The 24,785-nt window shown below is 55.5% G+C and carries 18 protein-coding genes; 14 read left to right on the top strand and 4 right to left on the bottom strand.

Features of this window, described 5'->3' with window-relative positions; all coding sequences use genetic code 11:
• Positions 1-7 precede the first annotated feature (7 nt).
• The gene (locus tag AC2FFA_RS07765; RefSeq protein WP_496850939.1) at positions 8-3,904 is read right to left on the bottom strand and encodes an Ig-like domain-containing protein; all 3,897 of its coding nucleotides are present in this window, start codon (positions 3,902-3,904) and stop codon (positions 8-10) included.
• Positions 3,905-4,064: 160 nt separating this feature from the next.
• Here AC2FFA_RS07765 and AC2FFA_RS07760 point away from each other — a divergent pair, with 160 nt between their 5' ends.
• The 5 genes from AC2FFA_RS07760 (at position 4,065) to rfbA (ending at position 9,843) form a co-directional block, all read left to right on the top strand.
• On the top strand, positions 4,065-6,113 hold the full coding sequence (locus AC2FFA_RS07760; RefSeq protein WP_496850938.1) for a dockerin type I domain-containing protein: 2,049 nt from the start codon (positions 4,065-4,067) through the stop codon (positions 6,111-6,113).
• Between the two features lie 378 nt (positions 6,114-6,491).
• Positions 6,492-7,061, top strand: a complete 570-nt coding sequence (gene rfbC, locus AC2FFA_RS07755) for a dTDP-4-dehydrorhamnose 3,5-epimerase (RefSeq protein WP_496850937.1) — start codon at positions 6,492-6,494, stop codon at positions 7,059-7,061.
• Positions 7,058-8,098: a dTDP-glucose 4,6-dehydratase gene (gene rfbB, locus AC2FFA_RS07750; protein ID WP_496850935.1), complete on the top strand. Its 1,041-nt coding sequence runs from the start codon at positions 7,058-7,060 to the stop codon at positions 8,096-8,098. Before rfbC ends, rfbB begins: the two co-directional genes overlap by 4 nt.
• Positions 8,095-8,958 carry a dTDP-4-dehydrorhamnose reductase gene (rfbD, locus tag AC2FFA_RS07745; RefSeq protein WP_496850933.1) on the top strand — a complete coding sequence of 288 codons (864 nt, stop codon included), beginning with the start codon at positions 8,095-8,097 and terminating at the stop codon, positions 8,956-8,958. Before rfbB ends, rfbD begins: the two co-directional genes overlap by 4 nt.
• A gap of 18 nt (positions 8,959-8,976) precedes the next feature.
• Positions 8,977-9,843 carry a glucose-1-phosphate thymidylyltransferase RfbA gene (gene rfbA / locus AC2FFA_RS07740; protein WP_117873695.1) on the top strand — a complete coding sequence of 289 codons (867 nt, stop codon included), beginning with the start codon at positions 8,977-8,979 and terminating at the stop codon, positions 9,841-9,843.
• A 73-nt stretch (positions 9,844-9,916) separates the two neighbouring features.
• Here the strand turns inward: rfbA and AC2FFA_RS07735 are convergent, their stop codons facing one another.
• The gene (locus AC2FFA_RS07735; protein WP_496850930.1) at positions 9,917-10,771 is read right to left on the bottom strand and encodes a glycosyltransferase family 2 protein; all 855 of its coding nucleotides are present in this window, start codon (positions 10,769-10,771) and stop codon (positions 9,917-9,919) included.
• Positions 10,772-11,584: 813 nt separating this feature from the next.
• Here AC2FFA_RS07735 and AC2FFA_RS07730 point away from each other — a divergent pair.
• The 3 genes from AC2FFA_RS07730 to AC2FFA_RS07720 all read left to right on the top strand — a co-directional run bounded on the left by AC2FFA_RS07730 (position 11,585) and on the right by AC2FFA_RS07720 (position 15,240).
• Positions 11,585-12,568, top strand: coding sequence for a class I SAM-dependent methyltransferase (locus AC2FFA_RS07730; RefSeq protein ID WP_496850928.1), 984 nt, complete (start codon positions 11,585-11,587; stop codon positions 12,566-12,568).
• Complete coding sequence (locus tag AC2FFA_RS07725) at positions 12,568-13,833, top strand: glycosyltransferase WbsX family protein (protein WP_496850926.1); 1,266 nt, start codon at positions 12,568-12,570, stop codon at positions 13,831-13,833. Before AC2FFA_RS07730 ends, AC2FFA_RS07725 begins: the two co-directional genes overlap by 1 nt.
• Positions 13,834-13,962: 129 nt before the next feature.
• Entirely contained in the window at positions 13,963-15,240 is a 1,278-nt protein-coding gene (locus AC2FFA_RS07720) for a glycosyltransferase WbsX family protein (protein WP_496850924.1), read from the top strand.
• Between the two features lie 94 nt (positions 15,241-15,334).
• On the opposite strand, the gene AC2FFA_RS07715 is transcribed toward AC2FFA_RS07720, so the two are convergent.
• Positions 15,335-16,276, bottom strand: a complete 942-nt coding sequence (locus AC2FFA_RS07715; RefSeq protein WP_496850922.1) for a LysR family transcriptional regulator — start codon at positions 16,274-16,276, stop codon at positions 15,335-15,337.
• A gap of 103 nt (positions 16,277-16,379) precedes the next feature.
• On the opposite strand from AC2FFA_RS07715, the gene AC2FFA_RS07710 reads away from it, so the two are divergent.
• Together AC2FFA_RS07710 and AC2FFA_RS07705 are read left to right on the top strand one after the other, a co-directional pair.
• Positions 16,380-17,414, top strand: coding sequence for a phosphotransferase family protein (locus AC2FFA_RS07710; protein WP_496850921.1), 1,035 nt, complete (start codon positions 16,380-16,382; stop codon positions 17,412-17,414).
• An 11-nt stretch (positions 17,415-17,425) separates the two neighbouring features.
• Entirely contained in the window at positions 17,426-18,667 is a 1,242-nt protein-coding gene (locus AC2FFA_RS07705; protein ID WP_496850920.1) for an acyl-CoA dehydrogenase family protein, read from the top strand.
• Positions 18,668-18,760: 93 nt separating this feature from the next.
• On the opposite strand, the gene AC2FFA_RS07700 is transcribed toward AC2FFA_RS07705, so the two are convergent.
• Positions 18,761-20,356 (bottom strand): GMC family oxidoreductase, encoded by a 1,596-nt coding sequence (locus AC2FFA_RS07700; RefSeq protein ID WP_496718460.1) that lies wholly within the window; start codon positions 20,354-20,356, stop codon positions 18,761-18,763.
• Between the two features lie 109 nt (positions 20,357-20,465).
• Here AC2FFA_RS07700 and AC2FFA_RS07695 point away from each other — a divergent pair, with 109 nt between their 5' ends.
• From AC2FFA_RS07695 to AC2FFA_RS07680, 4 genes are all read left to right on the top strand, one after another.
• Positions 20,466-21,704 carry a TRAP transporter substrate-binding protein gene (locus AC2FFA_RS07695; RefSeq protein WP_117873674.1) on the top strand — a complete coding sequence of 413 codons (1,239 nt, stop codon included), beginning with the start codon at positions 20,466-20,468 and terminating at the stop codon, positions 21,702-21,704.
• A gap of 64 nt (positions 21,705-21,768) precedes the next feature.
• Complete coding sequence (locus tag AC2FFA_RS07690) at positions 21,769-22,434, top strand: TRAP transporter small permease (protein WP_117873672.1); 666 nt, start codon at positions 21,769-21,771, stop codon at positions 22,432-22,434.
• Positions 22,434-23,792, top strand: a complete 1,359-nt coding sequence (locus tag AC2FFA_RS07685; protein ID WP_496672895.1) for a TRAP transporter large permease — start codon at positions 22,434-22,436, stop codon at positions 23,790-23,792. The genes AC2FFA_RS07690 and AC2FFA_RS07685 overlap by 1 nt, the downstream gene beginning before the upstream one ends.
• 11 nt (positions 23,793-23,803) lie before the next feature.
• Complete coding sequence (locus AC2FFA_RS07680; RefSeq protein ID WP_117873668.1) at positions 23,804-24,583, top strand: IclR family transcriptional regulator; 780 nt, start codon at positions 23,804-23,806, stop codon at positions 24,581-24,583.
• Positions 24,584-24,785 lie beyond the last annotated feature (202 nt).

Here is a 24,785-nt window from a genome sequence, read left to right as displayed (position 1 = left end):
GGTCGGGTTAAGCCGTTGCCCCAGTTGGGTCGGTGTGCAGGATATTATCTGCGGTCAGGCCGCTCAGATCGCTCAGGTCTTGGAACGTGGCCACGGTTTCAACGCTGGCATCGTCCGGCGCCTGGAAATCTGCCTTGACCAGAACACTGTTTGTTCCGTCGGTTGCCATCACGTAAAGCTCATCGCCTGCCATGGCTCCGGCGAACCCCTCGACAGCAGCTTCGATTGTGCTGGGGTTGAGGTCGGTGAGTACTGTGTCAAGACCGACAAATCCGGTGTTTGTGCCCAACGTGTCGCCAGCGGAAAGCAATTCGAATCCGGTGCCATCACCGCGAAGCGTATTGGTGTCCAGCCCGTGGAACATCAGTGCGTCGGTTATATCCGCAGCCGGGCCAATCGTGAAGCCAGTCACTGTGTCTGTACCATTGCTGGCCGGGTCTGCTTCGAAGACGACGATGTCTCGCCCTGCCGCAGAAACATCAATGGTATCGTCGCCATCACTGCCGCGAGTGATGGTGTCCGTAATCGCGGCGACGAGTGTGTCATCACTATTGGTGCCAAACTGAACTGTCGTTGGTCCGCCATCAGACGTTTTGATTGTCAGCTCAATAGGCTGGCTGACGTCCTGGATTGTCATCGTGAAGGTGACAAGCGGCTGAGAGAGATCTGTAAAGGTTGTCGCGGCGCCGGCAAAATTCATCGTGTCCACGGCGCCCGGGCTGGCCAAAAACAAATCGAAGGCGTTGTTTTCCGAAACCGACGCGCTGTTGAATGTGGCAACTGAAGAGTCAAATTTGAGTTCTGCCGTCAAAGCCAAACCGCTGGAGATATCGCGTTCGGCTTCGGCGTAGATTGCGAACGTCACCGTAGATCCTGTGCGCCCGACTTCAGAGATCACGTAAGCGGCGGGTTCGTGCGCAACGGCTTGCTCGGAGACTGGCTGTGGATCTGGCCCACCCGCAACTGTCGCCTGCGCCGAAAAAACAAGGTCTTCACCTGCCTCTACAGCCGAAAAGTCAGACGCTGCGACAGACAATGTCCAGGATCCGTCTGCGGTCACCGTTGCTGATCCGACCGAAGTTCCGTTCAACGTGACATCCACCGACTGGCCGTTTGTCAGTCCGGCGGATGAACCGCTGAGGGTAATACCGGAGGTTTGAGCATCGTCCAGTGAAATCGAATTGTTGACCCCGATATCGTTCAACGTCAACAAGGGGCGAAAATCTGTGGAGAGTGAGCTGTTCGCGGCTGCGGAGCTGTTTCCGGCAAGATCGTCAACAGTGGCGGAAATGGAATAGGTCGTTCCGTCAGGGAGCAGTCCAAGATCACTGGTGGGAACGGTAACTGCCCAAGACCCATTTGATGCAACGCCTGTATAGGTTTGCCCACCGAATGTAACCGAAACAGTCTGGCCATCTTCAGCCGTGGTTGTGCCCGAGATTACAAGATCCACGCCCCTCTCGGTCACGTCCAACACGGCACCCACAGGCAGACTGTTTATGGTTATTGAAGGTGCTGTGAAGTCAGTGGCAAAGCATGTTGTGGTTTGATTGTTGTTTCCCGCTGCGTCCGAGATCGACGCATTGATATTGTAAGTCTCGTTGTCTTGCAGGGCAGACAAATCTGTCACGGTTGCCGTATAGGTCCAGATGCCCCCGGTTACCGTTGCCGTTCCGGTAACGTCCGTAGTGCCGTCAGTGCGCGTGATCTCGACGGTAACAACTGTTCCGTCCGGCGCATCGGAAGTTCCTGACACCGTCAGGTCGGTTCCTTGTTCAACGGCGTTCATGACAGCCCCGTCGGATACGGTTGAAATTCCAATCGTCGGTGGCGTGAAATCGGTGGTAAAGCTGTTGTTGGCTTGTGGAGCTGGATTCCCGGCAGCGTCCGAGACATCCGCTGTTACGGTGATGGACGCCGCGTCAGAAAGACCTGTCAGATCCGAAGCAGGTGCAGTCGCGCTCCAGCTGCCTCCAGAAACCGTTGCAGTATAGGACTGCCCGTTCAAGCTGACAGTTACGATTTGACCGTCTTCTGCTGTCGTGCTTCCCGAGATGGAAAGATCTGTAGTCCGCTCGGATGCGTTCATGACAGCTCCGTCCGAGAAACTGTCGATGCTGAGTGTCGGCGCGGTCACATCCTTGGAAAGTGTCACTTCAGCCTGCGGTGCCGTCACGCCGCTGGCGTCGTCGACATCCGCTGTAACAGAGAAGTTGCCCCCATCCGGCAGAGACGCCAGATCCCCAGTCGGCACAGTCACGTTCCAGGCCCCGCCGGATACTGTTCCGGAATATGTTTGACCATCGAGGGTTACGGTAACTTGCTGACCATCCTCAACATTTGACGTCAGCCCGCTGATGGTCAAGTCGGATCCGGCTTCGGTTGCGTTCAGTACGGAACCAACAGGAAGCGGTGATATCGAAATGGAAGGGCCGGCCAGGTCCACGGGAACCGATACAAGAAGCGGCACTGCCGGATTGCCCGACACATCTTCGACGGCAACCAGAATCGATGCGGGCACTCCGGTGGAAAGACTGCCCAGATCGGAATTGGGGATCGTTACACTCCAGCTTCCGCCAGAAGCGGTGCCTGTATGCACTTGTCCGTTGAACGTAACGATGATGGTCTGACCGTCCTCTGCCGTGGTGGAACCGGTCAAGGCCAGGTCGCCGGCTACGTCGATCAGTTCTATCGAGCCGCCAGCCACGGGATCCAGAGAAACAGTTGGTGCAGTAAAATCAGTATCAAAGCTACCGCTAGCCTGTGGTGCGGAATTTCCCGCCGCGTCGGCAACATCAGCGGTTACGTCAATCGTCGAGCCATCAGGTAGGGCTGAGAGGTCTGCCGCCGGGACAGTGACGCTCCATTGTCCGTTGGATACCGTGCCCCAATAGTCTTGCCCATTCATTGAGACGGTGACGGTCTGTCCGTCTTCTGCATCGGTCGTTCCGGTGACTGTCAGATCTGTTGCCTGTTCGATCGAATTCAAAACAACGCCATCGGAAAACCCGGTGATCGACAGGGTTGGTGGAATTGTATCAATATCGAACTGAACGGATTCGCTTGACAGTTCCGTGCCTGAATCGTCCAGATGTCTGACTGTCACCGTAGAGACGCCTTGCGGAAGCGCATTTGCTTCGGCAGCAGTGAGAGAAACGCTCCAACTGCCGTCATCGCTGGGCGTTACGCTTTTGACAAGCGAACCTATCGTGACCTCAACTGTCGATGTTCCTTCAGGAGCGGCGGCTTTGGTAATGGCGCTGTTCAATGCCGTTGCCTGCAGTTCGGCCAGGTTCAGGCTGGTGTAGCTCGGTTCTGGTTGGGGTTGGGGTTCAGGCTTTGGCGCGACGGGTTCAGAGGAATCGCCGCCACCGCCACCTCCGCCTGCGGCGGCAGCCGCACCGGCCAGACCAAGGCCACCCAGTGCAGCCCCTGTACCGCTGATTCCACCAGCTGCCGCTCCGGCTTCAGCTGCGCTGAACTGGGCGATTTCGGCAACCGCCTCTTCTGCGATCATGATTGCGCCGCTGTCCAAAACCTGTACGTTTTCCGCCGCCACGATCATCGTCCGACCGTCAGCCATTTTCAGAAGAACATCGGCGTTTTTCAGCAGTTTGGCGGATCGCACACCCGGAATTGTTTCTGCGAACTGGAAGGCGTACAGCTCCTCGACGGTTGCTTGCGACAACGCAGGCAAAGCCATCAATGTGGACATGAGGCCGCCAGCCGCGCCTCGACCAAGCTTTCCATTGATCCATTGTTGAACTTGAGATTTGCGATCTCCGTCCGTTGAGTCAGCCGCCGGACGATTGTTGGCCTCAGGTGCTATGGTCATCTTGCCCTCGCATGTGGTGTCCGCGATCTTCGCAACAGGAAAGGATGTGCTGTTTGACGTTTTGCTCATCTGTCTTTCCCATTTGTTGCCGTTGCGATCGGACCTGAAAAAATTGAGTTAAACTGAAACCGAACTTCTCGTTTTCACCACAATTCGGCTTTGGTTTCGGTCTGCTCATCTGGTCATCTTGCCGTAACTGCCAGGGGTGGCGTGTGAGGTGATGGCTGTGATGCTTCAGTTCGAAAGTGTAGTGGCAACGGGGAGCACGGCGCTCGATTCAGGTATCGGCGATACGGCTTTAAAAACGCTTAACGGGAATACGTATCTCTACACGGTGACCGGTCCGGGTGGCGGCGTCGCAGTCTGGCGGTTGGCCGAAGGTGCCCTGCCGCAGCTGGTTGACACAGAATATTACAGCGGTTCGATCACCTTCCAGGAGGGGCGCAGTGCCACGCCGATAACGCTGGCGGGAACCGAGCAGATTGCGCTCGATATCAACACTGCCGCGGGCCTGGTCGGGTATGACGTGAACGCGGACGGAACGATCGGTAGCCTGAAAGAAACAGGAACGCTCAACGGAGGCGGAGATATCTCGGCCATCGAGCAGTTTTCACTTGGGTCTTCGGATGTCCTTGCGATGGCGCATGCGGATACCGACAATATCGGAACCTATCATGTAAACGCGAACGGGACGCTCAGTCTTGCGGGTTTGATTGCCGGCACAGCGGATGCCATGCAGACATTGCGGTCGGGTTCGGAACATTTTCTGATCTCAAGTGACGCGGCAACAAACTCTGTCGCGACGTACCGCATCGACTCCGGCACCGGCACGTTAACCGAGATCAACAATGATTCGGCACTCGGAACCCTTGGTGTTTCAACCCCAACGGATGTCGAGACCGTAGAGGCATACGGTAAATCCTGGGTTGTGGTGGCGGGGTCCGGCAGCAACTCCCTCAGTGTTCTTCAATTGAACAGCGATGGAAGTTTGAAGGCGACGGACCATGTGCTTGATACGCTTCATACGCGGTTTGAATCGGTTCAGGATCTGGCGGTCATAGACGTGAACGGACGGGTCTTTGTGATTGCAGGCGGCGGCGATGATGGCCTGTCTCTGTTCACTCTGACACCCGAAGGTCAACTGGTTCATCTGGACAGTTTCGCGGACACGGTGGCGAGTGGGTTGCAGAATGTCGAATCGATCAGCGTTGCGCATGTGGGTGATGAGTTGCAAATTTTCGTAACATCGCAACAGGATGCCGGAGTGACTGTCCTGATTGTTCCGGTTGATGATCTGGGTGCGGTAAGAAAAGGGTTCGGTACGGTGAACGGGAGTGCGTCGGACGATATCCTGAGCGGCAGTATTCTGGACACGACCCTACTGGGAGGCGCCGGAGACGACATTCTCATCGTGGGGAAGGGTGCGACGACGATGTCGGGTGGTGCAGGGGCCGACATCTTCGTGATGCAGTCCGGTAGTGGTCTGACCACAATAACCGATTTTCAGGCGGGCTTGGATCGACTGGATATGTTCGACTACCTTCTGTTGCGGTCGCCTCAGCAACTGACCTTTACCAGCACGGCAAACGGGGCTCAGATCGAATATCGTGGCGAGACCGTGCAGGTCCAATCCGCCTCGGGCGGTGCTTTGACAAGCACGGATATCTTTGGCGCAGGCTTCGCCGGACCGGATCACATCCCGGTAGATTTCGGGGACCTGGGCGGGCAGACACCGGGCAGCTCTGATGGATTGGTCGGGCAGATTACGGTGGACAGCGAGGCCGCAAATCCGGGGCTGACGGACGCGGAAATCCGGTTCACGCCAGACGGCGGGGGTACGGTATCCGCTACCGCAGATGATCAGGGGCGGTTCGAACTGGAATTGCCGGATGGCACCTTTCCCGGAGTGCTGGACATCACCAAACACTATTCCACGGCAAGCGGGAGGATTGACGCGCTGGACGCTTTGCAAGTTTTGCGTATCTCGGTTGGTCTTGATCCGACATGGGGTCCAGCGACCGCGGAAAACCTGATAGCCGCAGACGTCAACAGGGATGGCACCGTCAACGCCCTGGATGCGCTTGCAATTTTGCAAGTCGCCGTCGGACAGCCCACGGCCCATGACCCTGAATGGGTATTTCTGGATGAAAACGCGGACCTTTCCGGAATAACCAAGGACAATGTAGCCTATCAAACGGGTATCGATGTTGTGGCCTTGGATGGGGTTATCAACGCGGACATGACGTCTATCTTATTGGGTAATCTCGAAGCGACCTGAACGTCGAGTGATGTCTCGGGTGAAGCAAGGCTTGTAACTCTAACAACGGGATAGCACTGGCTGGCTTTTACGGCCAAATTGATACGTCCCAGGCTCAGCGCTCGAATGCCATCCCACATCGTGGTGCTTTTGGTTTCGACCCAAACGTTGTCGCGCCTGCGGCTTCGTTATCTGTTCCATCCCTGTGTTTTCATGTGGAGATGGCCCAGTATTTTCAATGGATTCTACCAGAATCGCAATTTGCCTGTGATAATCGCCTGACCTTTAGAACCGATAAGCCGCTCAAATTGCTGATCGGACAACATAGGTCTTGGCGTCGGTGGAGCAAATGTGACATAGCAGGCCGAGACTTCAACACAGAGATGAAAATAAGTAACAATGGAAATATTGGCGCTTTCCATTCCGGAAGTGAAACTGATTACCCCGAAGCGTTTTGGCGATCATCGCGGGTTCTTTGAGGAAACCTACAATGCCGACGGCTTTGCGGCACAAGGGGTTCATACGCAATTCGTTCAGGACAATCATTCCCTTTCGAGCACGGTGAACACGGTACGCGGACTGCATTTTCAGGCTCCGCCAAAGGCGCAGGCTAAACTGGTGCGCTGTGGTCGTGGGCGGCTGTTTGATGTCGCGGTCGATATCCGCAAAGGCTCACCCACCTATGGTCACTGGGTCGGTGAAGAACTGAGTTTCGAGAATGGGCGGATGCTGTTGGTTCCGGTGGGATTCGCGCATGGGTTTGTGACGTTGGAGCCGGAGACCGAGATCGTCTACAAGTGTTCTGATACCTACGCGCCGGAAACCGAAGGTGCGGTTCGTTGGGACGATCCCGATATCGGCATTAAATGGCCACAGAACAATTCAGAACCCCAGCTGTCCGAGAAAGATCGGATCGCACCACTTCTGCGCGAAATTGAATCACCTTTCGTATTCGAGGGCACACAATGAAAATTCTGGTTACGGGCGGGGCGGGCTTTATCGGCTCTGCCGTTATCCGTCGCGCGATTGCCGATGGGCATTCGGTCGTCAATGTCGATGCCCTGACTTACGCGGCCTGTCTGGACAATGTTGCCGCTGTCGCGGATGCGCCGGAATACGTTTTTGAACATGCGGATATCCGGGATGCGGCCGCGATGTCGGCAATTCTGAACACGCACCAGCCCGACGCGATCATGCATCTGGCCGCTGAAAGCCATGTTGACCGTTCGATCGATGGCCCGGCAGCGTTCATCGACACGAACCTGACCGGTACTTATGTATTGTTGGAAGCCGCACGCACCTATTGGGTGGGTGCAGGCCGACCCGAGCATTTCCGGTTTCATCATATTTCAACCGATGAAGTCTTTGGATCCTTGGGTGAAACTGGGTTTTTCACCGAAGACAGCCCATACCAGCCGAACTCACCTTATTCGGCCTCGAAAGCGGGATCGGATCATCTCGTGCGGGCGTGGCGTGAAACATACGGCCTGCCAGTGGTTCTTACCAATTGCTCCAATAATTACGGCCCTTACCAGTTCCCGGAAAAGCTGATCCCCGTGGTCATCCTCAGCGCGCTGGCAGGCAAACCGATCCCGATTTACGGGAAAGGTGACAATATTCGCGACTGGCTGCACGTCGACGACCATGCCGAAGCCCTGTTGCTGGTTCTCGAAAAGGGCGAACTGGGCCGCAGCTACAACATCGGTGGCGAGAATGAGATGACCAATCTTGATCTTGTCAGAATGCTATGCGCAATTCTGGATCGCCTCAAGCCGGGTGAAACTCCCTATGCGGATTTGATCACGTTCGTCGCTGATCGCCCCGGTCACGATCAGCGCTATGCCATTGACCCGACCCGGATTCGCACAGAACTGAACTGGCGCCCTTCCTATACGCCTGAAACCGGTTTGGAACAGACAGTCCAGTGGTATCTTGAAAACAGCGCGTGGTTAAACGCCCTGCAGGCCCGCAGCGGTGTGGGTGAGCGACTGGGTGTTGCCAAATGAAGGCGCTGGTATTCGGCCACAGGGGGCAGGTGGCGACCGAGTTGCGACGTCGCGGACAGGCACATGATGTCTTGGTTGAATCTCTGGATCGCGCCGCGGCGGATTTGTCGGATCCGACGCAATGTGCAGAAGCCATCCGGAACACGGATGCGGACGTGATCATCAATGCAGCAGCCTATACTGCCGTAGACCAGGCCGAAGAAGAAAGAGAGTTGGCGAAGCGGATCAACGGAGATTCACCCGGAGCAATGGCGCGTGCCGCCGCGGCCCGAGACCTGCCCTTTCTGCATATTTCCACAGACTACGTTTTTGACGGTTCTGGAACGACCCCTTGGAGCACCGATAATCCGACCGGGCCGTTGGGAGCCTACGGTCAAACCAAACTGGACGGCGAACGCCAGATTGCAGCGGCTGGTGGACAGCACGCCATATTGCGCACAAGTTGGGTTTTTTCGGCCCACGGAAAGAACTTTGTAAAGACCATTATCCGACTGGCAGAGACCCGTGACAAGCTGACCATTGTCGCAGATCAGATCGGTGGGCCAACACCTGCTGCCGACATTGCCGACACCTTGCTTGAAATGGCCAAGGCCGGCCCCGAAGCCAAAGGCGGCGTGTTCCACTATTCCGGTGCACCCGATGCCAGCTGGGCGGATTTCGCCCGTGAAATTGTTTCTCAATCCGGCTTGTCGGTTCAGATCGAAGATATTCCAACCGAAGCGTACCCAACGCCTGCGCCCAGGCCGCTGAACTCACGTATGGACTGTTCGCGGCTTGAAAATGTGTTCGGAATTCACAGGCCCGACTGGAAAGCTGGACTGGCCGAGATATTGAGCGAATTGAAGTCAGCGACCAGCTGAACCTTGAAAGGACAGATTATGCAGCGCAAAGGCATTATTCTTGCCGGTGGGTCCGGAACCCGGCTTTACCCGATTACCATGGCGATATCGAAGCAGTTGCTGCCGATCTACGACAAGCCGATGATCTTTTACCCTCTGAGTGTTTTGATGCTGTCGCAGATCCGCGAAATCGCGATCATCACCACCCCTCAGGATCAGGATCAGTTTCAGCGCCTGTTGGGGGATGGCAGTCAATATGGGTTGTCCTTGACCTGGATTGTGCAACCGTCTCCTGATGGTCTGGCGCAGGCTTATACATTGGCCGAAGATTTTCTGGATGGTGCCCCGTCTGCGTTGATTCTGGGTGATAACATTTTCTTCGGACATGGCCTTCCGGACCTGCTGCTCGAGGCTGATCAACTGGAGCGCGGCGGTACGGTTTTTGCGTATCGGGTCGCTGATCCCGAACGCTACGGCGTTGTGGATTTCGAAGGAAACAAAGCCCGCGCGATCGTCGAAAAACCAAAGGTACCTCCGTCGAACTACGCGGTGACGGGTCTTTATTTTCTGGATGGCGATGCTCCGGCCCGCGCGCTTGAGGTCAAACCGTCAGATCGCGGCGAGCTGGAAATCACGTCGCTGTTGGAGATGTATCTGGACGAAGGTTTGCTGGATGTGCAGACCATGGGGCGCGGTTTTGCCTGGCTGGATACCGGCACACACGGGTCTTTGCTGGATGCGGGAAACTTCGTGCGCACGATCACGGAACGTCAGGGTATGCAGACCGGCAGCCTGGATGAAATTGCCTGGGCGAATGGCTGGATCGACGACGAGGCTCTTGATACGCGCGCGCGCCTGTTCGCCAAGTCCACGTACGGCACCTATCTGAAGGGTCTTTTGAGCTAGGCCGGGAACTGTCTCATGGTTACGTGTTCAGGCTGGATTTTGCTTGGGCCGCAAACTGCTTCACGCTTTGTGATCAAGGCCTGAACGGGGCTGGTCGGGCATTCCGACCATGCCAAACGCCGCGCAAGAAGGCCCATTGTTTGGCGCGTTTTCTCGCTGAAAACAACACAACCGGTGACAGCATTTGCAGAAGCGCCGATGCCAGAGCTCGACCAAAAGCCATCGGGACTGCATGTTTGCGGGCGACATAAACTCTCGATTGCCCCATATACCAGCCTTTCAGGCCAGCGATGGCTGGGCTTCCTGGAGAAGACTTGCCTCTGGCGTGGCGCATCTGAGCGTTGTGAATATAGTACAGTGGACCGCAGACAGCCTTGAGCCGCAGGCTCAGGTCATCGTCTTCATGATACAGAAAGATCTCGGGATCAAACCCGCCAACCGCTTCGAATGCTTCGCGGCGGACAAGAAACGCGGCGCCGACGAGGACCGGCAATTCAAAGTCGGAATTGGCTGTTTTCCTGGGCAGGGTCTCATTTCGGGGAATGATCACACTGTAGCGCCTGAAACGAGGTGCCCCCTTCCGGTCGAGAATAGCAGGATTGAATGCTGACGCATCCGGATGATTGTCGGCCCCCTCTTGCAGAGCGTCTAACGCTCCGGGCAACAAATGAGAATCCGGGTTCAGAAACAAAAGCAGGTCCGAGGTTGCTTTGGCGGCACCAAGGTTGCAGGCGCGGCCAAATCCAATGTTTTCAGGGCTTTCGACCAGAGTTGCGTCGTGTGCCTTTGCCAATAACCGCACCGTTTCAATATCATCCGACCCATTGTCGACTAGAATCGTGGGCACGCCTTCGGGGATCGAACTCAGCATCTCAGGCAGGACCCCGGTGCTGTTGTAGCAAACGCTTATGATCGTAATCTGTGACAATCCTGCCTGCCGTATCTGTGGAATGGACCTGATTGTTACTTCCTCTCAAACACAGTTAGGGTCAACCCCGGTTCCAGTGTGACAGGTCTGGGCTGCAGAGTGCACTCTGTGGCCCTGTCCGCTCAGCGACAACAATCTGTGAAGTATTTGAAGCGGTTTGAACCGGTGAAGCCAGGACATAAAACCGATCAACGAGGGTGGCAGGTTGGCGAAAACACGTTGGGAAGTGCTGGGCTTTTTGCTCTGAGCAGTGCGATGTGCGTCTTTGTGGTTTTCCGATTTCCGACAAATGAGGTGAGTGAGCAGATTGTTGCCTGTCGTCAGTTTGAAACCAGGAAGTAGCAGCACGCCTTGAAAGCGATATAGGAATCCCGGTGCAATCCATTTGCCAGAGTAATGCGCATGCGGTGCACCGTAAGTGTTGCAGATGGTTGCAGACGCAAGGGTGCGCGCTCTGTACCAAGCGCGCATCTGACAGACATCATACTGCCTAAATCGCAACCTTCCGCGATATCGGTAAGCTGCGGAAACTATGCAATTATTTCAAGCATGCCTCTGATGGAACGCGGCAGGAAACCACGAAATACGTCTCGACAGTCACGCGTATGTCGACTCTCCGAGGTGAACGGGTTTCGAACCACAATTCAGTCTAAAAGGGTTACTTTGGAAGTGGTTGCGGAGAATCTTCGTTGTCAATGGCCCCAGGCGAGGGGTCATTGCTGCCGGGGAAGTTTTGTGCAACAGTAACCGCCGAAACTGAGTATTATCTGGGTATAACATCTGAAGCCTCATGTATCGGTTTGGTATTGGGGATTGCAGAACCAGACCAAACTATATAGCAGCCGAATTGAAGCACGAAATAAGCATCACGGAAGAATCGCAGTGAGCGATAGACACACTTACGAATACGACATTGATATAAATAGTGATGTAGCACCTGCACGTGTGCTGCGCATGGTAAAGCCCGGTTCCAAGGTGCTTGAGATCGGGGCCGGGCCTGGTTCGATCACGCGCCATCTTTCCGGCACGTTGGAATGTGATGTTGTGGCGCTTGAGATCGACCCTTCGGCGATCGAGAAGCTAAAACCGTTTGCCCGTTCGGTGTACCCGATGGATCTCAACGATGATTCATGGAGTGACATCGTTCGCGAAAAAGACGGGGTTTTCGATTATGTGATCGCTGCAGACGTTCTGGAACACGTTTACGACCCGTGGAGCGTTCTTTCAGGCATGAAATCGCTTTTGAACGACACGGGGTCGGTGATTCTTTCGCTGCCGCATGTTGGCCATGCAGCGATTGCTGGTTGTCTTGTCGATGAAGATTTCGAGTATCGTGACTGGGGCCTGTTGGATCGAACCCATGTCCGGTTTTTCGGCATCAAAAATGTTCAGCACCTGCTGTCTTCGCAGGGTATGAGCATTGAACAAGCCGAGTTTGTGGTTCGTTCGCCAGAGATGACGGAGTTTTGCCACCGGTGGAGTCGTTTGCCTCAGGATGTTCAGGCTGCATTGCAGCGCAATCGCTATTCTCATGTGTTCCAAGTCGTGAGCAGATCGGTCCCCAAAGAACGCGCGGTAAATGATATCTACCTGATGGGTTTACCCGTCGAACAACCCGATGAAGAAACCAGACAGCATTGGACCAACATGATGGCTGGTTTGCCTCTGTCCGAGGACGTTGACCTGCAATCAACGATCGGTCCCGTTAACTCAGGCACAGGTTCGCGTGTTGATCCGGGCCCACTGGCCAAGAAGAAAAAAAAATCGCTTGCGCGGATGTTGGGGTTGAAGAAGTAATGTCCACGAGCATCGCCAATCGTGAATTTGGCAGTATCAGGACTATTGCCTTCTACCTACCTCAGTTCCATCCGATCCCGGAAAACGATGAGTGGTGGGGCAAGGGCTTCACCGAGTGGACAAATGTCGCAAAAGCCAAGCCACTTTTCACCGGGCACTATCAACCTCATCTTCCTACAGATCTGGGGTTCTATGACTTGCGGGTCCGTGAAACGCGGCTTGAGCAGATTGAAATGGCCAAAGCCAGCGGAATTGATGGATTCTGCTACCATTACTACTGGTTTTCCGGAAAGCGACTGCTCGAACGTCCCGTCGACGAAATGCTTGCGGATCCTGAAAGCGATATGCCGTTTTGTCTTTGCTGGGCGAATGAGAACTGGACGCGCCGCTGGGATGCGGCTGAACACGAGATCCTCATTGAGCAGAAGTACAATCCCGAAGACGATCTGGAATTCATTAAGTCGATCGAGCCTTTTTTTCGTGACCCTCGCTACATAACAGTAGATGGCGCTCCGTTCCTGATTGTGTATCGTCCACAACATTTGAAGAATTCGCGCAAAACCGTTCAGGTCTGGCGAGACTATTGCGCGTCTGTTGGCATCCCCAAAATACATCTGGCCTGTGCGCTTACGCACCGTAACTGGGACTACGCGTCATACGGGTTTGATTCCGGTGTGGAATTCCCGCCCCACAGCATCAACGTGCCCAACCTCTCGCCAGAGGTGGATTTGTTCGACGATTTCCAAGGCCATTGCGTCGACTTTTCCGCGATCGCAGAACAGTACCTGGGTCACAACTATGGACCGGAAAACAACGTTCATCGATCGGTTTTTCCGTCCTGGGACAACACTGCCCGGCGGAAAGAAAATGCCATGATTGTTTCGAACGGAACGCCGCAGAACTATGAATATTGGCTCTCGCAAGCCTTGCGCAAAACCGCTCAGGATTTTCCTGACCAGGAACGTTTCGTTTTCGTGAATGCATGGAATGAATGGGCGGAAGGATGTCATCTTGAACCGGATCGGGAGTATGGGCACGCGTTTTTACACGCGACTAAAGCCGCTCTACAGGGGTCAAAGCTGACCGACTGGACGCATGTGGGTGTGCCCGAGATCTCGCGCCGTCGCGAAGCCACCCAAGGTCACGCGCAACCCGTTCCATATGGTGCCAATAAATCATTGGCCAAACGGGCTTTCCGTCTTTTGCGCGATACGGTCAGCGGTCGGTTGCTGAAGCAATGGCTGTCCGCGGCCCGCACAAAATAGAAAACCACGCTGGATTGAGTTGCATGAAAGTTCCAAGTACTTGTCATGCAACTCTGTCTCGTGCTTTGCGTAGAAAAAAAGGTTTTCTTTGTCATAGTCGGCACGACGCGCCTTAGTACGAGAAACTGCATGTCCCTCAAAGATACCCTGCTTTACTATTTGCTGACCGCGGCGTCGAAACTCAGCCCACCTTTGTCGCCACGTACGGCAAGGCGGTTCAGAAATTCAGCCAAGAAAAGAGACCCCAAACGGGGTTGGGACAAACCGGGGCAATCAAACAGGCAGGGATTTGAAGCCGTTGGTCAGGCCGAAGAGTTCAAACCTTTCGACCCGCCTGCGAAAGCTGATCCCGCAGTACGGGCGATCGCGCATTACCTGCCGCAATTTCACCCATTTAAAGAGAATGATGAATGGTGGGGTAAAGGCTTTACCGAATGGACCAATGTCGGAAAGGCCGTTCCGAATTACCCGGGCCATTACCAGCCTCACTGTCCTATTCATCTGGGCTACTACGACTTGCGGTTGCCAGAGATCATGGTCGAACAGGCGCGGATCGCGAAATCTTACGGGATAGGAGGCTTCTCCTATTACTACTATTGGTTCGGCGGAAAGACCCTGATGGAACACCCGCTCGAACAAATGTTGGGCAATCCGGAGGTTGACATGCCTTTTTGCCTGACATGGGCAAATGAAAACTGGACGCGCCGATGGGACGGGCGGGCGCATGACGTTCTTATCGCGCAGAACCATTCGATCGAGGATTCCCTGAACCTTCTCCGCCATATACGCAAATACTTTGATGATCCGCGCTACATTCGGATTGATGGGAAGCCGGTTTTCATCGTTTACCGTGCGAACATCATACCGAATATCGAAGAAACAACCGCAGCATGGCGAAAAGAGGCGCAGAGCTGGGGCGAATCGGACCTGTATCTCATCGCTGCCCAGACTTTCGATATTGGCGACCCCGAGAAACTGGGTTTCGACGCTGCTATGGAGTTCCCTCCGCATCAGGTAAAGCGCACCGACATCACGGATGAGATGGGGATCTACAATCCAGAATTCACGGGAGCCGTTCTGGATTATCAAGCCGTGGTCGAGGCAGAGCTTCAAAAGCCGGAACCTGAATACAAGTTGTTTCGGTCCTCCACGCTTTCCTGGGACAATACCGCGCGCAATCAGGATGCTCCTCGGATTATGGGCCGGTTTTCAATCGATGCCTACAGGCGCTGGACGGAACATTTGTGTCGTCAGGTTCTTGCGCAGGAAAAATACAGTGCTGACGAAAAAATCGTTTTCATAAACGCATGGAACGAGTGGGCAGAGGGGACCCATCTGGAGCCTGATCGAAGATACGGCTTTGCTTATCTTCAGGCAACGTATGACGCATTACCCAAAAAAGTCTGAGAGTCAGATCAACACGTGAAGTTTTCGACTTCCCGGTTTCGAGGATCGGAAGGCAAGCTCCTCTGATATCCTGCCGACTCATGTTGCTTATAGTTCAGTCACTACTCTGATCGACCATTTGATGCTGTTCCCAATCGTTTGGTCTGCCAGTGCGACCTGCGATTTGGTCGAACATCCATTGCACTGCTTCGTCGCCGTCAGAACGGATATGCCGATACAGGCGAAGTTCGATCGGAGGCACTTCAACCGGCAACCTCAACATGCGCAGCCCCATTTCACGCGCGCTGCATTCGGTCAGCGTAGCAACCATATCTGTCTTGTGCAGAATGTCCCGGATGTTCAGATAGCTTTGCATCTGAAGCCCGATTTTGCGCCGCGCACCCAGTTTGCGCAGGACGATGTCGACCGGACTTGCCCCCTGAGGTCGTAAGGAAACATGCAGATGTGTCAGCTGAAGATAACGCTCCAGCGTCAATGGGCCCGAACCCAGCGGGTGGTCGGGCCGCATGGCGCAGACGTAACGGTCCTTCATGATGGTCCGGCTGATCAGATCCGAACTGTCCGGCATCGGAATGTCCGACGCGATGTCGATCGTGCCCTGCTGCAACGCCTTGCGCGTATCCCGGCGGGGGATACGCACGAGGCTGAGTTCGACCTGCGGTGCCGTGCCTTGAAACCCGGACAAAAGCCCGGGCAGGATGATGAGGCTGTGAAGGTCGACCAAACTGACCCGGAACAGCCGTTTGCTGGTAAACGGGTCGAACCGTTCACCCTGTGCCGATGCGGCTTGCAACTGGTGGAGAGCGGCTGAGATCCTGTCCGAAATGCTCTCTGCCAGGGCCGTGGGTTGCATCCCCGTGCCGGTTTTCACGAAAAGCGGGTCGTTCAGTGTCTTGCGCAACCGGGTCAGGGCGTTGCTGACGGCCGGTTGTGTGATCGACAGGCGTTCGGCAACACGGGTCAGGTTTCGCTCGGTATAGATGGCGTCGAAAACAACAAAAAGATTCAGGTCGATCTTATTGAGCTTGGTCGTCATGTCATTCACCAGATTTATGCTGACGATCATGCAAGTAAATTTCACAAATGTCATTGGTGGCGGTAAGCTGTAAGACATCCCGGCGGAAAACGGAGATTTGTGCATGACATCATCCGGCCTCGAACTCGATACCGAGCGGCTTTCGACATATTTGGGGCGCCACATCGAAGGCTTCGCCGGTCCGTTGTCCTATCGGAAGTTTTCAGGTGGGCAGTCGAACCCAACCTATCTGCTGAAGGCCGGTGGTTCGAAATACGTGCTGCGCCGCAAACCGCCGGGCGACCTGCTGCCTTCGGCCCATGCCGTGGATCGGGAATATCGTGTTCTCAAGGCACTTCATGGCACTGCGGTTCCGGTTGCCAAACCTTACGTGCTGTGTGAGGACACGGATGTCATCGGTTCCATGTTCTATGTCATGAGCTTCGAGGAGGGGCGGATCTTCTGGAACCCGACGCTCCCTGAATTGGACGTGGCGGACCATCGTCCGATTTTTGACGAAATGATCCGCGTTCTGGCTGCGCTGCATTCGGTTGACATAGGTGCCGTCGGTCTGTCTGAATTCGGGAAGCCGGGAAATTATTTCGAACGCCAGTACAGCCGCTGGACCAAACAGTATCGCGCTGCGGAAACCAACAACCTTCCCGAGATGGAGCGGCTTATGAGCTGGCTGGCCCGTAATCTGCCGGATGGTGACGGTTCGGTTAGTCTGATCCACGGCGATTTTCGCATAGACAATTTTGTCTTCGCTTCGGATACCCCGCAGATCGCTGCCGTTCTGGATTGGGAGCTGTCGACGCTGGGCCACCCGATGGCTGATCTGGGATATTTCTGTGTCTGTCTCCGGTTGCCGCCGACCGGTCTGATCCGGGGGTTGCAAGGGCTGGATCGGGCTGCTTTGAATATCCCTTCCGAAGCTGAGATGATCGACCGGTATTGTTCGCTGCGTGAACTGCCAGAAATTGAAAACTGGACCTTCTATCTGGCGTTTTCCTTCTTCCGGATGGCTGCGATTGCTCAGGGTGTTTATAGTCGTGCTCTGGCGGGAAATGCATCGAACGAGAACGCGATGGCGTTCAAGGACCTGGTGGCCCCTCTGGCGCAAATGGCGCTCGACGAAGTCGCCGCTGCAACTCACTGAAGAGGATCACTATGGATTTTGCTCCATCGCCACGCGCCGAAGAAATGCACGACCGGCTAAAAGCCTTTATGGAGGCGCACATCTATCCGCGCATTCGCGACCATAAAGAGGAAATAGAAGTCGGCAATTTCCCAGTTTCGTTCATGGAAGACCTCAAGTCGCTGGCCCGCGCCGAGGGGCTTTGGAACATGTTCCTGCCCTCCTTGCGGGATGATGAGCCCGGTACGCGGCTCAGCAACCTTGATTACGCGCCCCTGGCAGAAATGATGGGGCAGGTGAGCTGGTCGTCGGAAGTGTTCAACTGCAACGCGCCGGATACCGGAAACATGGAACTGCTGCATATGTTCGCCACGCCCGAGCAGCGCGAAGAGTGGTTGGTGCCGCTGATGAACGGCAAGATTCGCTCGGCCTTTGCCATGACCGAGCCGGATGTGGCGAGTTCGGACGCGACCAACATAACGACATCTATCCGGCGCGCGGGTGATGAATACGTCATCAATGGCCGCAAGTGGTTTATCACCAATGCTTGCCACCCCAACACCAGACTGTTCATCGTCATGGGCAAAACCGACCCAAACGCCGATCGCCATAAACAGCAAAGCATGATCATCGTTCCAAAGAATACGCCCGGTTTGGAGATCGTGCGCAATCCGACGATCCTGAACATGCACGATCCCGAAGGTCATGCTGAACTAGTTTTCAAGGACGTGCGCGTCCCGGTCGGCAATCTGCTGGGCGAAGAGGGCAGCGGCTTTGCGCTGGCTCAGGCCCGGCTTGGGCCGGGGCGTATTCATCATTGCATGCGCTCGATCGGGGCGGCGGAAATGGCACTGAACTTGATGGTGGAACGCGCCCAGGAACGAAAGACCTTTGGCAAGCAACTTTCGGAACAAGGCGTGATCCGCGAATGGATCGCGAAATCCCGGTTAGAGATCGAACAGGCCAGGCTGTTGACCCTGAAGGCGGCCTGGAAGATAGATCAGGTGGGCGCGAAAAAGGCGTTCCGTGAAATATCTCTGATCAAGGTGGTAGCGCCCCAGGTGCATGCAACGGTTACGGACCGTGCAATGCAGGTTTTTGGCGCTATGGGCATGACGCCTGACACGCCATTGGCCGACAGTTACACTTGGGCCAGGGCGTTGCGCTACGCCGACGGTCCTGACGAGGTTCATCTTCAGGCTATTGCCAAACAGGAGTTGAAGAATTCCAACTATGGGATGTCCGCGCTATGGCTGACGCCGCCTCCGCGGTAAATCAGGGCAGGGATGGTATCATCCGAATATCCCGAAGATATGCAAGCCAAGTTGCCCGGATTGCCTGGGCATTTGGACACGGAGCGTGCTGCGCTATGTTCCGGCGGCAAGTAAGTCACTCGCCTTTTCTCCGATCATGATCGCGGGGGCGTTTGTGTTGCCGCTGACGATTTCGGGCATGATCGAACAATCCGCGACCCGCAGGTTTTCGATGCCGTGAACCTTTAGCGCAGGATCTACGACTGCGGTTTCATTCGTACCCATCGCGCAGGTCCCCGTTGGGTGATAGATCGAAACGGAATTCGACCTGACCCAGTCCAGAGTGCCCTCGTAATCGTCGGCAGAGAGTTGAGATGTCGGGCGGAACTCTTCGGAAATCTTCGATGCCAGCGGATTATGCTGAGCGATTCTGCGGGCGATGTTCACGCCGTCGACGATGGTCCGGCAATCCGTTTCCGTCGACAGATAGTTCGGAATGATCTTTACATGCTGTGATGGGTCCGGGCCGTTCAGATGTAGTTCACCTCTGCTTTCCGGCCGCAGCTGGCACACGGACATGGTAAAGGCGGAAAACGGATGTACGCCTTCGCCGGGGCTGTCGGCGGACCACGGCTGCACATGGAACTGAATGTCGGGCGTTTCCACGTCCGGGCGTGTTTTCATGAATCCAGTTGCAAGGCTGGCTGCCATGGTCATCGGACCTGCGCGGAACAACGCGTATTTGAGCGCAATGCGGGCCTGATTGATCAGGCTGCGCACCTCGTCATTCAATGTGGGCTCATTGCATTTGAAAACGAGACGGGCCTGCAAATGATCTTGCAGTCGTTTGCCGACACTGGGCAAGGCATGTACCGGATCGATCCCGTTTTTCTTCAGGTGGTCTGGGTCGCCGATACCCGACAACATCAGAATTTGAGGAGAGTTGATTGCACCGCCGGACAGGATGACTTCGCGCCGTACCTTGAGGGTTATCTCATTGCCTGCGCGATCCCTATAGACAAGTCCGGTCGCCCGTTTCCCATCCAGCTTTATGCGTGTCACCAGTGCGTTCGTGATGATTTTCAGGTTTTGCCTGTTTTGAATTGGTTTCAAATACGCCACGGCTGAACTGCACCTGCGGCCATTGCGGGTGGTCAGCTGAAAGTACCCTACGCCTTCCTGATCTGCGCCGTTGTAATCTGGATTGAAAGGGTATCCGGCGGCTTGTGCTGCCGCGACCCATGCGTCGCAGATCGGTCGCTGAATGCGCATGTTCGACACCGATAGCGGCCCGCCGACACCGTGATACGGGTCTTCGCCGCGCTCTTGATCTTCGCTGCGTTTAAACAGCGGCAGCACGTCGTCCCAACCCCAACCGACATTCCCCATCTGGCGCCAGCGGTCATAATCTTCCTTTTGGCCGCGCACATAGAGCAAACCGTTCAGTGAGGATGAGCCGCCCAGCACTTTCCCGCGCGGCCAGTCGATCGAGCGCCCGTTCAGACCGGGATCAGGCTCGGTCCTGTAACACCAGTCCACCGAAGGGTTGTGCATGGTCTTGAAATAGCCAACCGGGATGTGGATCCAGGGGTTGGTGTCGCGGCCGCCGGCCTCCAACAGCGCGACGGTTGTGTTGGGGTCGGCGCTGAGCCGGTTGGCGATGACACAACCCGAAGACCCCGCGCCAACTACCGCATAATCCACTTCCATGACCGCCTCCTTCCAACGCCGTTGAAAAAAACTCTATGCAAGATGCAAGAATTATACTAGTCTTTTTTGATACAAAACGTCTCAATAATTGCGAACAGGGAGGTAAGCAATGGAGATTGGTCGAAAACTGAGTGGTATTTCGCGGCGGGATTTTTTCCGGGTGGCGGGTCGTTACGGCATGAGCTCGACGCTACTTGCGGCAGGAGGATTTGGCGGGGCGATGAGCCTGGCAAATCTGGCGCAAGCGGCAGAATCCACTTACGAAAAACGCTTTTCTAAAGAACCAAAGCACACTTTGAAATTCGGTGCTTCGGGCTTCAACACCCGCAACCTTCTGATTGAACGCGCCGGAGCCATCGAATTCGCGCGCGATCTGGAAGAGAGGACCGATGGTGAGATTCGGATCGAGTTCATCGGCGACAACCAGATCTGCGGACAACTCAGCTGCGTTGAGAAAACGCAGCAGGGAATCGTCGATATATACGCAGCCTCGACCCAAAACTCGGCCGGCGGTGCGCCTTATCTGAACGTTCTGGACTATGCCTACATGTTCCCGAGCCGTGCGGCGCAGTATCATTTCTTCTACAGCCCGGCCAGCCAGCGCATCCTGCGCGACCCGCTGGAAAAGCGGCACGGGTTGAAATTCCTGTTCACCCACTGCGAACTGCGCGGACTGCAAATGGGCTCGACCTTTGCCGACAAGCCGACCGTGACCAAGCTTGAAGAGTTGTTTGGCACCAAGAACCGCGTGACGGGCACGCAGCTGGGTCGGATCGCAATGCAACTGCTGAATCTGAACCCTGTGCCGGTAGCATGGGAAGAAACGCTGGATGCGCTCAAAACCGGTCTAATCGACGGGGCGGAAACCTGGGCTTCGGCGGTGGCGTATGCGAACATGGCACCTGTGGTCTCGCAATCCGTGAACCTGAAGTTCTTCTGCGGCACAGAACATACCTCGATGTCTGCCAAAGTATTCGACGGGCTGGGCGGCGAGTTGCAGGATGCTGTGATGGAGTCGTCCTACTTCACGCAAGCCCTGATCCAGGGCGCGAACGAGGCGGCGCTGCTGAACACCGTTGGTTTCTCGGATCCGCAACTGCCGCATACCATATTTGCGGAAAACGGCGTACGCCCAGCCTTCCTTCCGGATGACCAGATCAAGCTGGCCGAAGAAATGTGTGCCCCGAACTTTAACCCAGAACCGTGGGCGCAGTGGCGCGAACGGCTGAACAAGTGGGCCGGTGGCATCGATACCTACCAGGAGATCTACGACATCGCGCGCGAGATTCCTGCGGACACGCTGCCAGAAAACGTCGAGCCGCGCCGCTGGTGGAAGGGCGAGGCCTGATTAGACTGCCAGAACCGGCCCAAACGGGCCGGTTCAAACAATACCGACTGGGAGGACGGGCTTCATGTCACTTTGGGCAGACATTGGCGCAATTTTCAGCGCTTTTCTTAGCCAGGATTCATTTGAGATACAAATCGCTCTGGAATCCGACGCCGCTTGGATCGTTGGTGCGGTCGTTGCCGCGATCGGGGGTTTGCTGGTCATGCTGATCTATCGAAAAGTCCCGTTGATCGAGCGTCATCTGGAACGTTCGGTCATGGTGTACTCTTATCTTGCTATTGCGCTGATCATTTTCTGGGGCGTGATCGACCGGTTTGTTTTCAACGATCAAGAACCCTGGTCCACTACCATTCCTCCGCTTCTGTTTATGGTAATGGCTTGGTTCGGTGCTTCCTACAACGTGCGACTACGAACGCATCTGAGTTTCAGCGAATTCCGTACGGCCATGCCCCGTGGCGGGCAACTGGCCTGCCTGTTCCTGGACGCCGTGCTGTGGTTCATCTTTGCGGTGATTGTTATTGTGACCACCTCGCGGCTGGTGGCGCTTTCGGCCTCGAACTTTCAGATCGTTCTGGGCACGGACAATATCATGCAGTGGTGGTTCCTGCTGGCAGCACCATTGTCATTCTTTTTGATGGTCGGTCGCGTGTTTCAAAACCTCGCGGATGACTTGCACAACTGGAAAACAGGCGAGCCGCTGATCAAGCAGGCCGTGATCGGGGCAGACTGATGACAGACGGAACACTTGTTACACTAATCTCGCTGGGGGTCACCTTTCTCTTCATGCTGGGCGTGCCGGTGCTGCTGGTTATCGGCTACTGGGTCATCGGATGTTCCTTTGTCCTTGGTCTGACACTGGACAATATGGGGGCCGAACTGCTGAACGTCTTCAACAAGGGCTTCGCACTGTTGGCGATGCCGCTGTTCATCCTGACCGGAGACCTGATCAACAAATCCGGTATCGCGCGACGGCTCAGTGATTTTGCCTATGCCTGCCTGGGCTGGATACGTGGTGGACTGGCAATGGCATCGCTGGGTGCCTGCGGGCTTTTCGCGGCGATTTCCGGGTCGAACTCAGCCACAACGGCGACCATCGGGTCGATGCTTCATCCCGAGATGGTAAAAGGCGGCTATGACGAACGGTTCAGCGCAGCGACCGCTGCTGCGGGCGGTACGGTCGGTATCATCATCCCCCCTTCGATCATCTTCATCGTCTATGGCTTTCTGATGAACCTCCCGATTTCCGAATTGTTCGTCGCCGGTATTCTGCCCGGTGCGCTGATGGTCATCGGGATGCAGCTGGCGTGCTGGATCATCTGCCGCATGAACGGGTGGGGCTATCTGATCCCACTGCAATTGAACCGGGTGCTGAAGACCGCCTTTGGTGCCTGGCTCGGCTTTTTCGCCATCGGTCTTGTGCTCTGGGGCATTTATACTGGCAAGTTCTCTCCGACAGAGGCCGCGGGTGTGACCGTGGGCTTTTGTGTCATTGCGGGGCTGGTCAGCCACCCTATCAACCGGATCATGGGGGCCCGGAACGATATTCCGCCAACCGAAAAGAGTTTCGCTGAAATGTTTGTGGTCGAAGGTTTCACGATTCCTGAGATCCCCTCAATCGTTATCAGGTCTGCCCAGATTACGGGTATCCTGGCACCTTTGATCGCAATTTCGGTGGTGATGCAGCAAATCCTGTCGCTGCTTGGTGCTCAGGAAACAATCGGAAACTTCGTGACCTCCATGGGGGGGTACCATGCGGTTCTGTTCACATCGATGGTGATTGTCTTTTTCTCGGGTATGGTGCTGGAAAGCCTTCCGGTCACGATCATCCTGGCCCCGATCCTCGCGCCGATAGCGGCCTCGGTCGGAGTCGACCCGATTCACTTCTCGGTGATTTTCCTTGTCGGGGCATCCATCGGATTTATTACGCCGCCATATGGGCTTAACCTTTATGTAGCTTCGGGCGTGACGGGTGTGCCGTACTTCCGGTTGCTGCGCTACACGGTGCCTTACTTGGTGGCCCTGTTGTCAGTCTGGATATTGGTGTCGCTGGTCCCCGAACTGGCCTTGATCCTACTGCCAAATAACTAGAATGTGAAGGAATGGCCGAGACGGATACAAAAGACCGAGAACCTCAGATACCCACCAACCTGCGCCTGTTGCTGATCCTTGAAGAGGTGGCACGGCGCGGGGTGGCGGTCAAACCCTCGGACCTGATCGACGCATTGGGATTGGCCAAGCCCACAATCCATCGTTTGCTGCAAACGGCAGAGGCAGAGGGGTTTCTGCAACGTGATCTTGACGGACGGTCTTATGGTCCGGGCAGACGATTGCGGCTGTTGTCCGTGAATACCATGTCCGCCGAACATCTGCGGACCGCGCGTCTTGCCATCCTGCGCGGTGTGGCGGACGAAGTGGGCGAAACATGCAATCTGGCCATCCCGGATCGAGAAGGCATGATCTACCTCGACCGTGTGGAAACCAAATGGCCGTTACGGATCCAATTGCCAATCGGAACCCAAGTGCCGTTCCACTGCACGGCCAGTGGCAAGATGTACCTTTCCACCTTGCGCCCCAAAACTCTGAACGGGTTCTTGTCGGCGGGAAAACTGAAACAGCAGACCACCCGTTCGTTGACAGAGCCGGAGTCTTTGCTGAGCGAAATCAAGATGACGGCCGAGCGGGGATTCTCCACCGACGACGAAGAATTCATGGCAGGTATGGTGGCAATCGCGGTGCCAGTACAGGACGCGCAGGGAAGGCTTGTCGCCACGCTTTCAGTTCATGCCCCAACGCAACGGCATGATGTTGGCAGTCTGATGTCATTTCTCGACACCTTGCGCAGGGGTTCAGAACACCTGTCGCGTCTGTTGGGCGAGTAACTGCGCAGTGGGAAAACCTGCAATCGAATAATGTCAGGATTGAGAAGTTGAACCTGCACGGTGAAGGCTATTCAGCAGCTTTTTTTGCAGAGATAAGCACCTCACGACATTGTCCACCCAAACCGGATCGTATCTGTTGAGGGTAAAGGTAGGACGACACCACCCATGCTTTACCGGCTTGATCGATCTGTTCCGCAATGTC

It is taken from the genome of Ruegeria sp. YTSB088, assembly GCF_059609825.1.
The sequence above is the reverse complement of the archived record's forward strand: the minus strand, read 5'-3'. Positions and strand labels throughout refer to the sequence as shown.

Bases quoted from the DNA above. Each gene is read 5' to 3' on its own strand.
- AC2FFA_RS07680 (WP_117873668.1), top strand. From the start codon at position 23,804: ATGGCCGAGACGGATACAAAAGACCGAGAACCTCAGATACCCACCAAC.
- AC2FFA_RS07760 (WP_496850938.1), top strand. From the start codon at position 4,065: ATGCTTCAGTTCGAAAGTGTAGTGGCAACGGGGAGCACGGCGCTCGAT.
- AC2FFA_RS07725 (WP_496850926.1), top strand. From the start codon at position 12,568: ATGTCCACGAGCATCGCCAATCGTGAATTTGGCAGTATCAGGACTATT.
- AC2FFA_RS07715 (WP_496850922.1), bottom strand. From the start codon at position 16,276: ATGACGACCAAGCTCAATAAGATCGACCTGAATCTTTTTGTTGTTTTC.
- rfbD (WP_496850933.1), top strand. From the start codon at position 8,095: ATGAAGGCGCTGGTATTCGGCCACAGGGGGCAGGTGGCGACCGAGTTG.
- AC2FFA_RS07685 (WP_496672895.1), top strand. From the start codon at position 22,434: ATGACAGACGGAACACTTGTTACACTAATCTCGCTGGGGGTCACCTTT.
- AC2FFA_RS07705 (WP_496850920.1), top strand. From the start codon at position 17,426: ATGGATTTTGCTCCATCGCCACGCGCCGAAGAAATGCACGACCGGCTA.
- AC2FFA_RS07720 (WP_496850924.1), top strand. From the start codon at position 13,963: ATGTCCCTCAAAGATACCCTGCTTTACTATTTGCTGACCGCGGCGTCG.
- AC2FFA_RS07765 (WP_496850939.1), bottom strand. From the start codon at position 3,904: ATGAGCAAAACGTCAAACAGCACATCCTTTCCTGTTGCGAAGATCGCG.
- AC2FFA_RS07700 (WP_496718460.1), bottom strand. From the start codon at position 20,356: ATGGAAGTGGATTATGCGGTAGTTGGCGCGGGGTCTTCGGGTTGTGTC.
- rfbB (WP_496850935.1), top strand. From the start codon at position 7,058: ATGAAAATTCTGGTTACGGGCGGGGCGGGCTTTATCGGCTCTGCCGTT.
- AC2FFA_RS07690 (WP_117873672.1), top strand. From the start codon at position 21,769: ATGTCACTTTGGGCAGACATTGGCGCAATTTTCAGCGCTTTTCTTAGC.
- rfbA (WP_117873695.1), top strand. From the start codon at position 8,977: ATGCAGCGCAAAGGCATTATTCTTGCCGGTGGGTCCGGAACCCGGCTT.
- rfbC (WP_496850937.1), top strand. From the start codon at position 6,492: ATGGAAATATTGGCGCTTTCCATTCCGGAAGTGAAACTGATTACCCCG.
- AC2FFA_RS07710 (WP_496850921.1), top strand. From the start codon at position 16,380: ATGACATCATCCGGCCTCGAACTCGATACCGAGCGGCTTTCGACATAT.
- AC2FFA_RS07695 (WP_117873674.1), top strand. From the start codon at position 20,466: ATGGAGATTGGTCGAAAACTGAGTGGTATTTCGCGGCGGGATTTTTTC.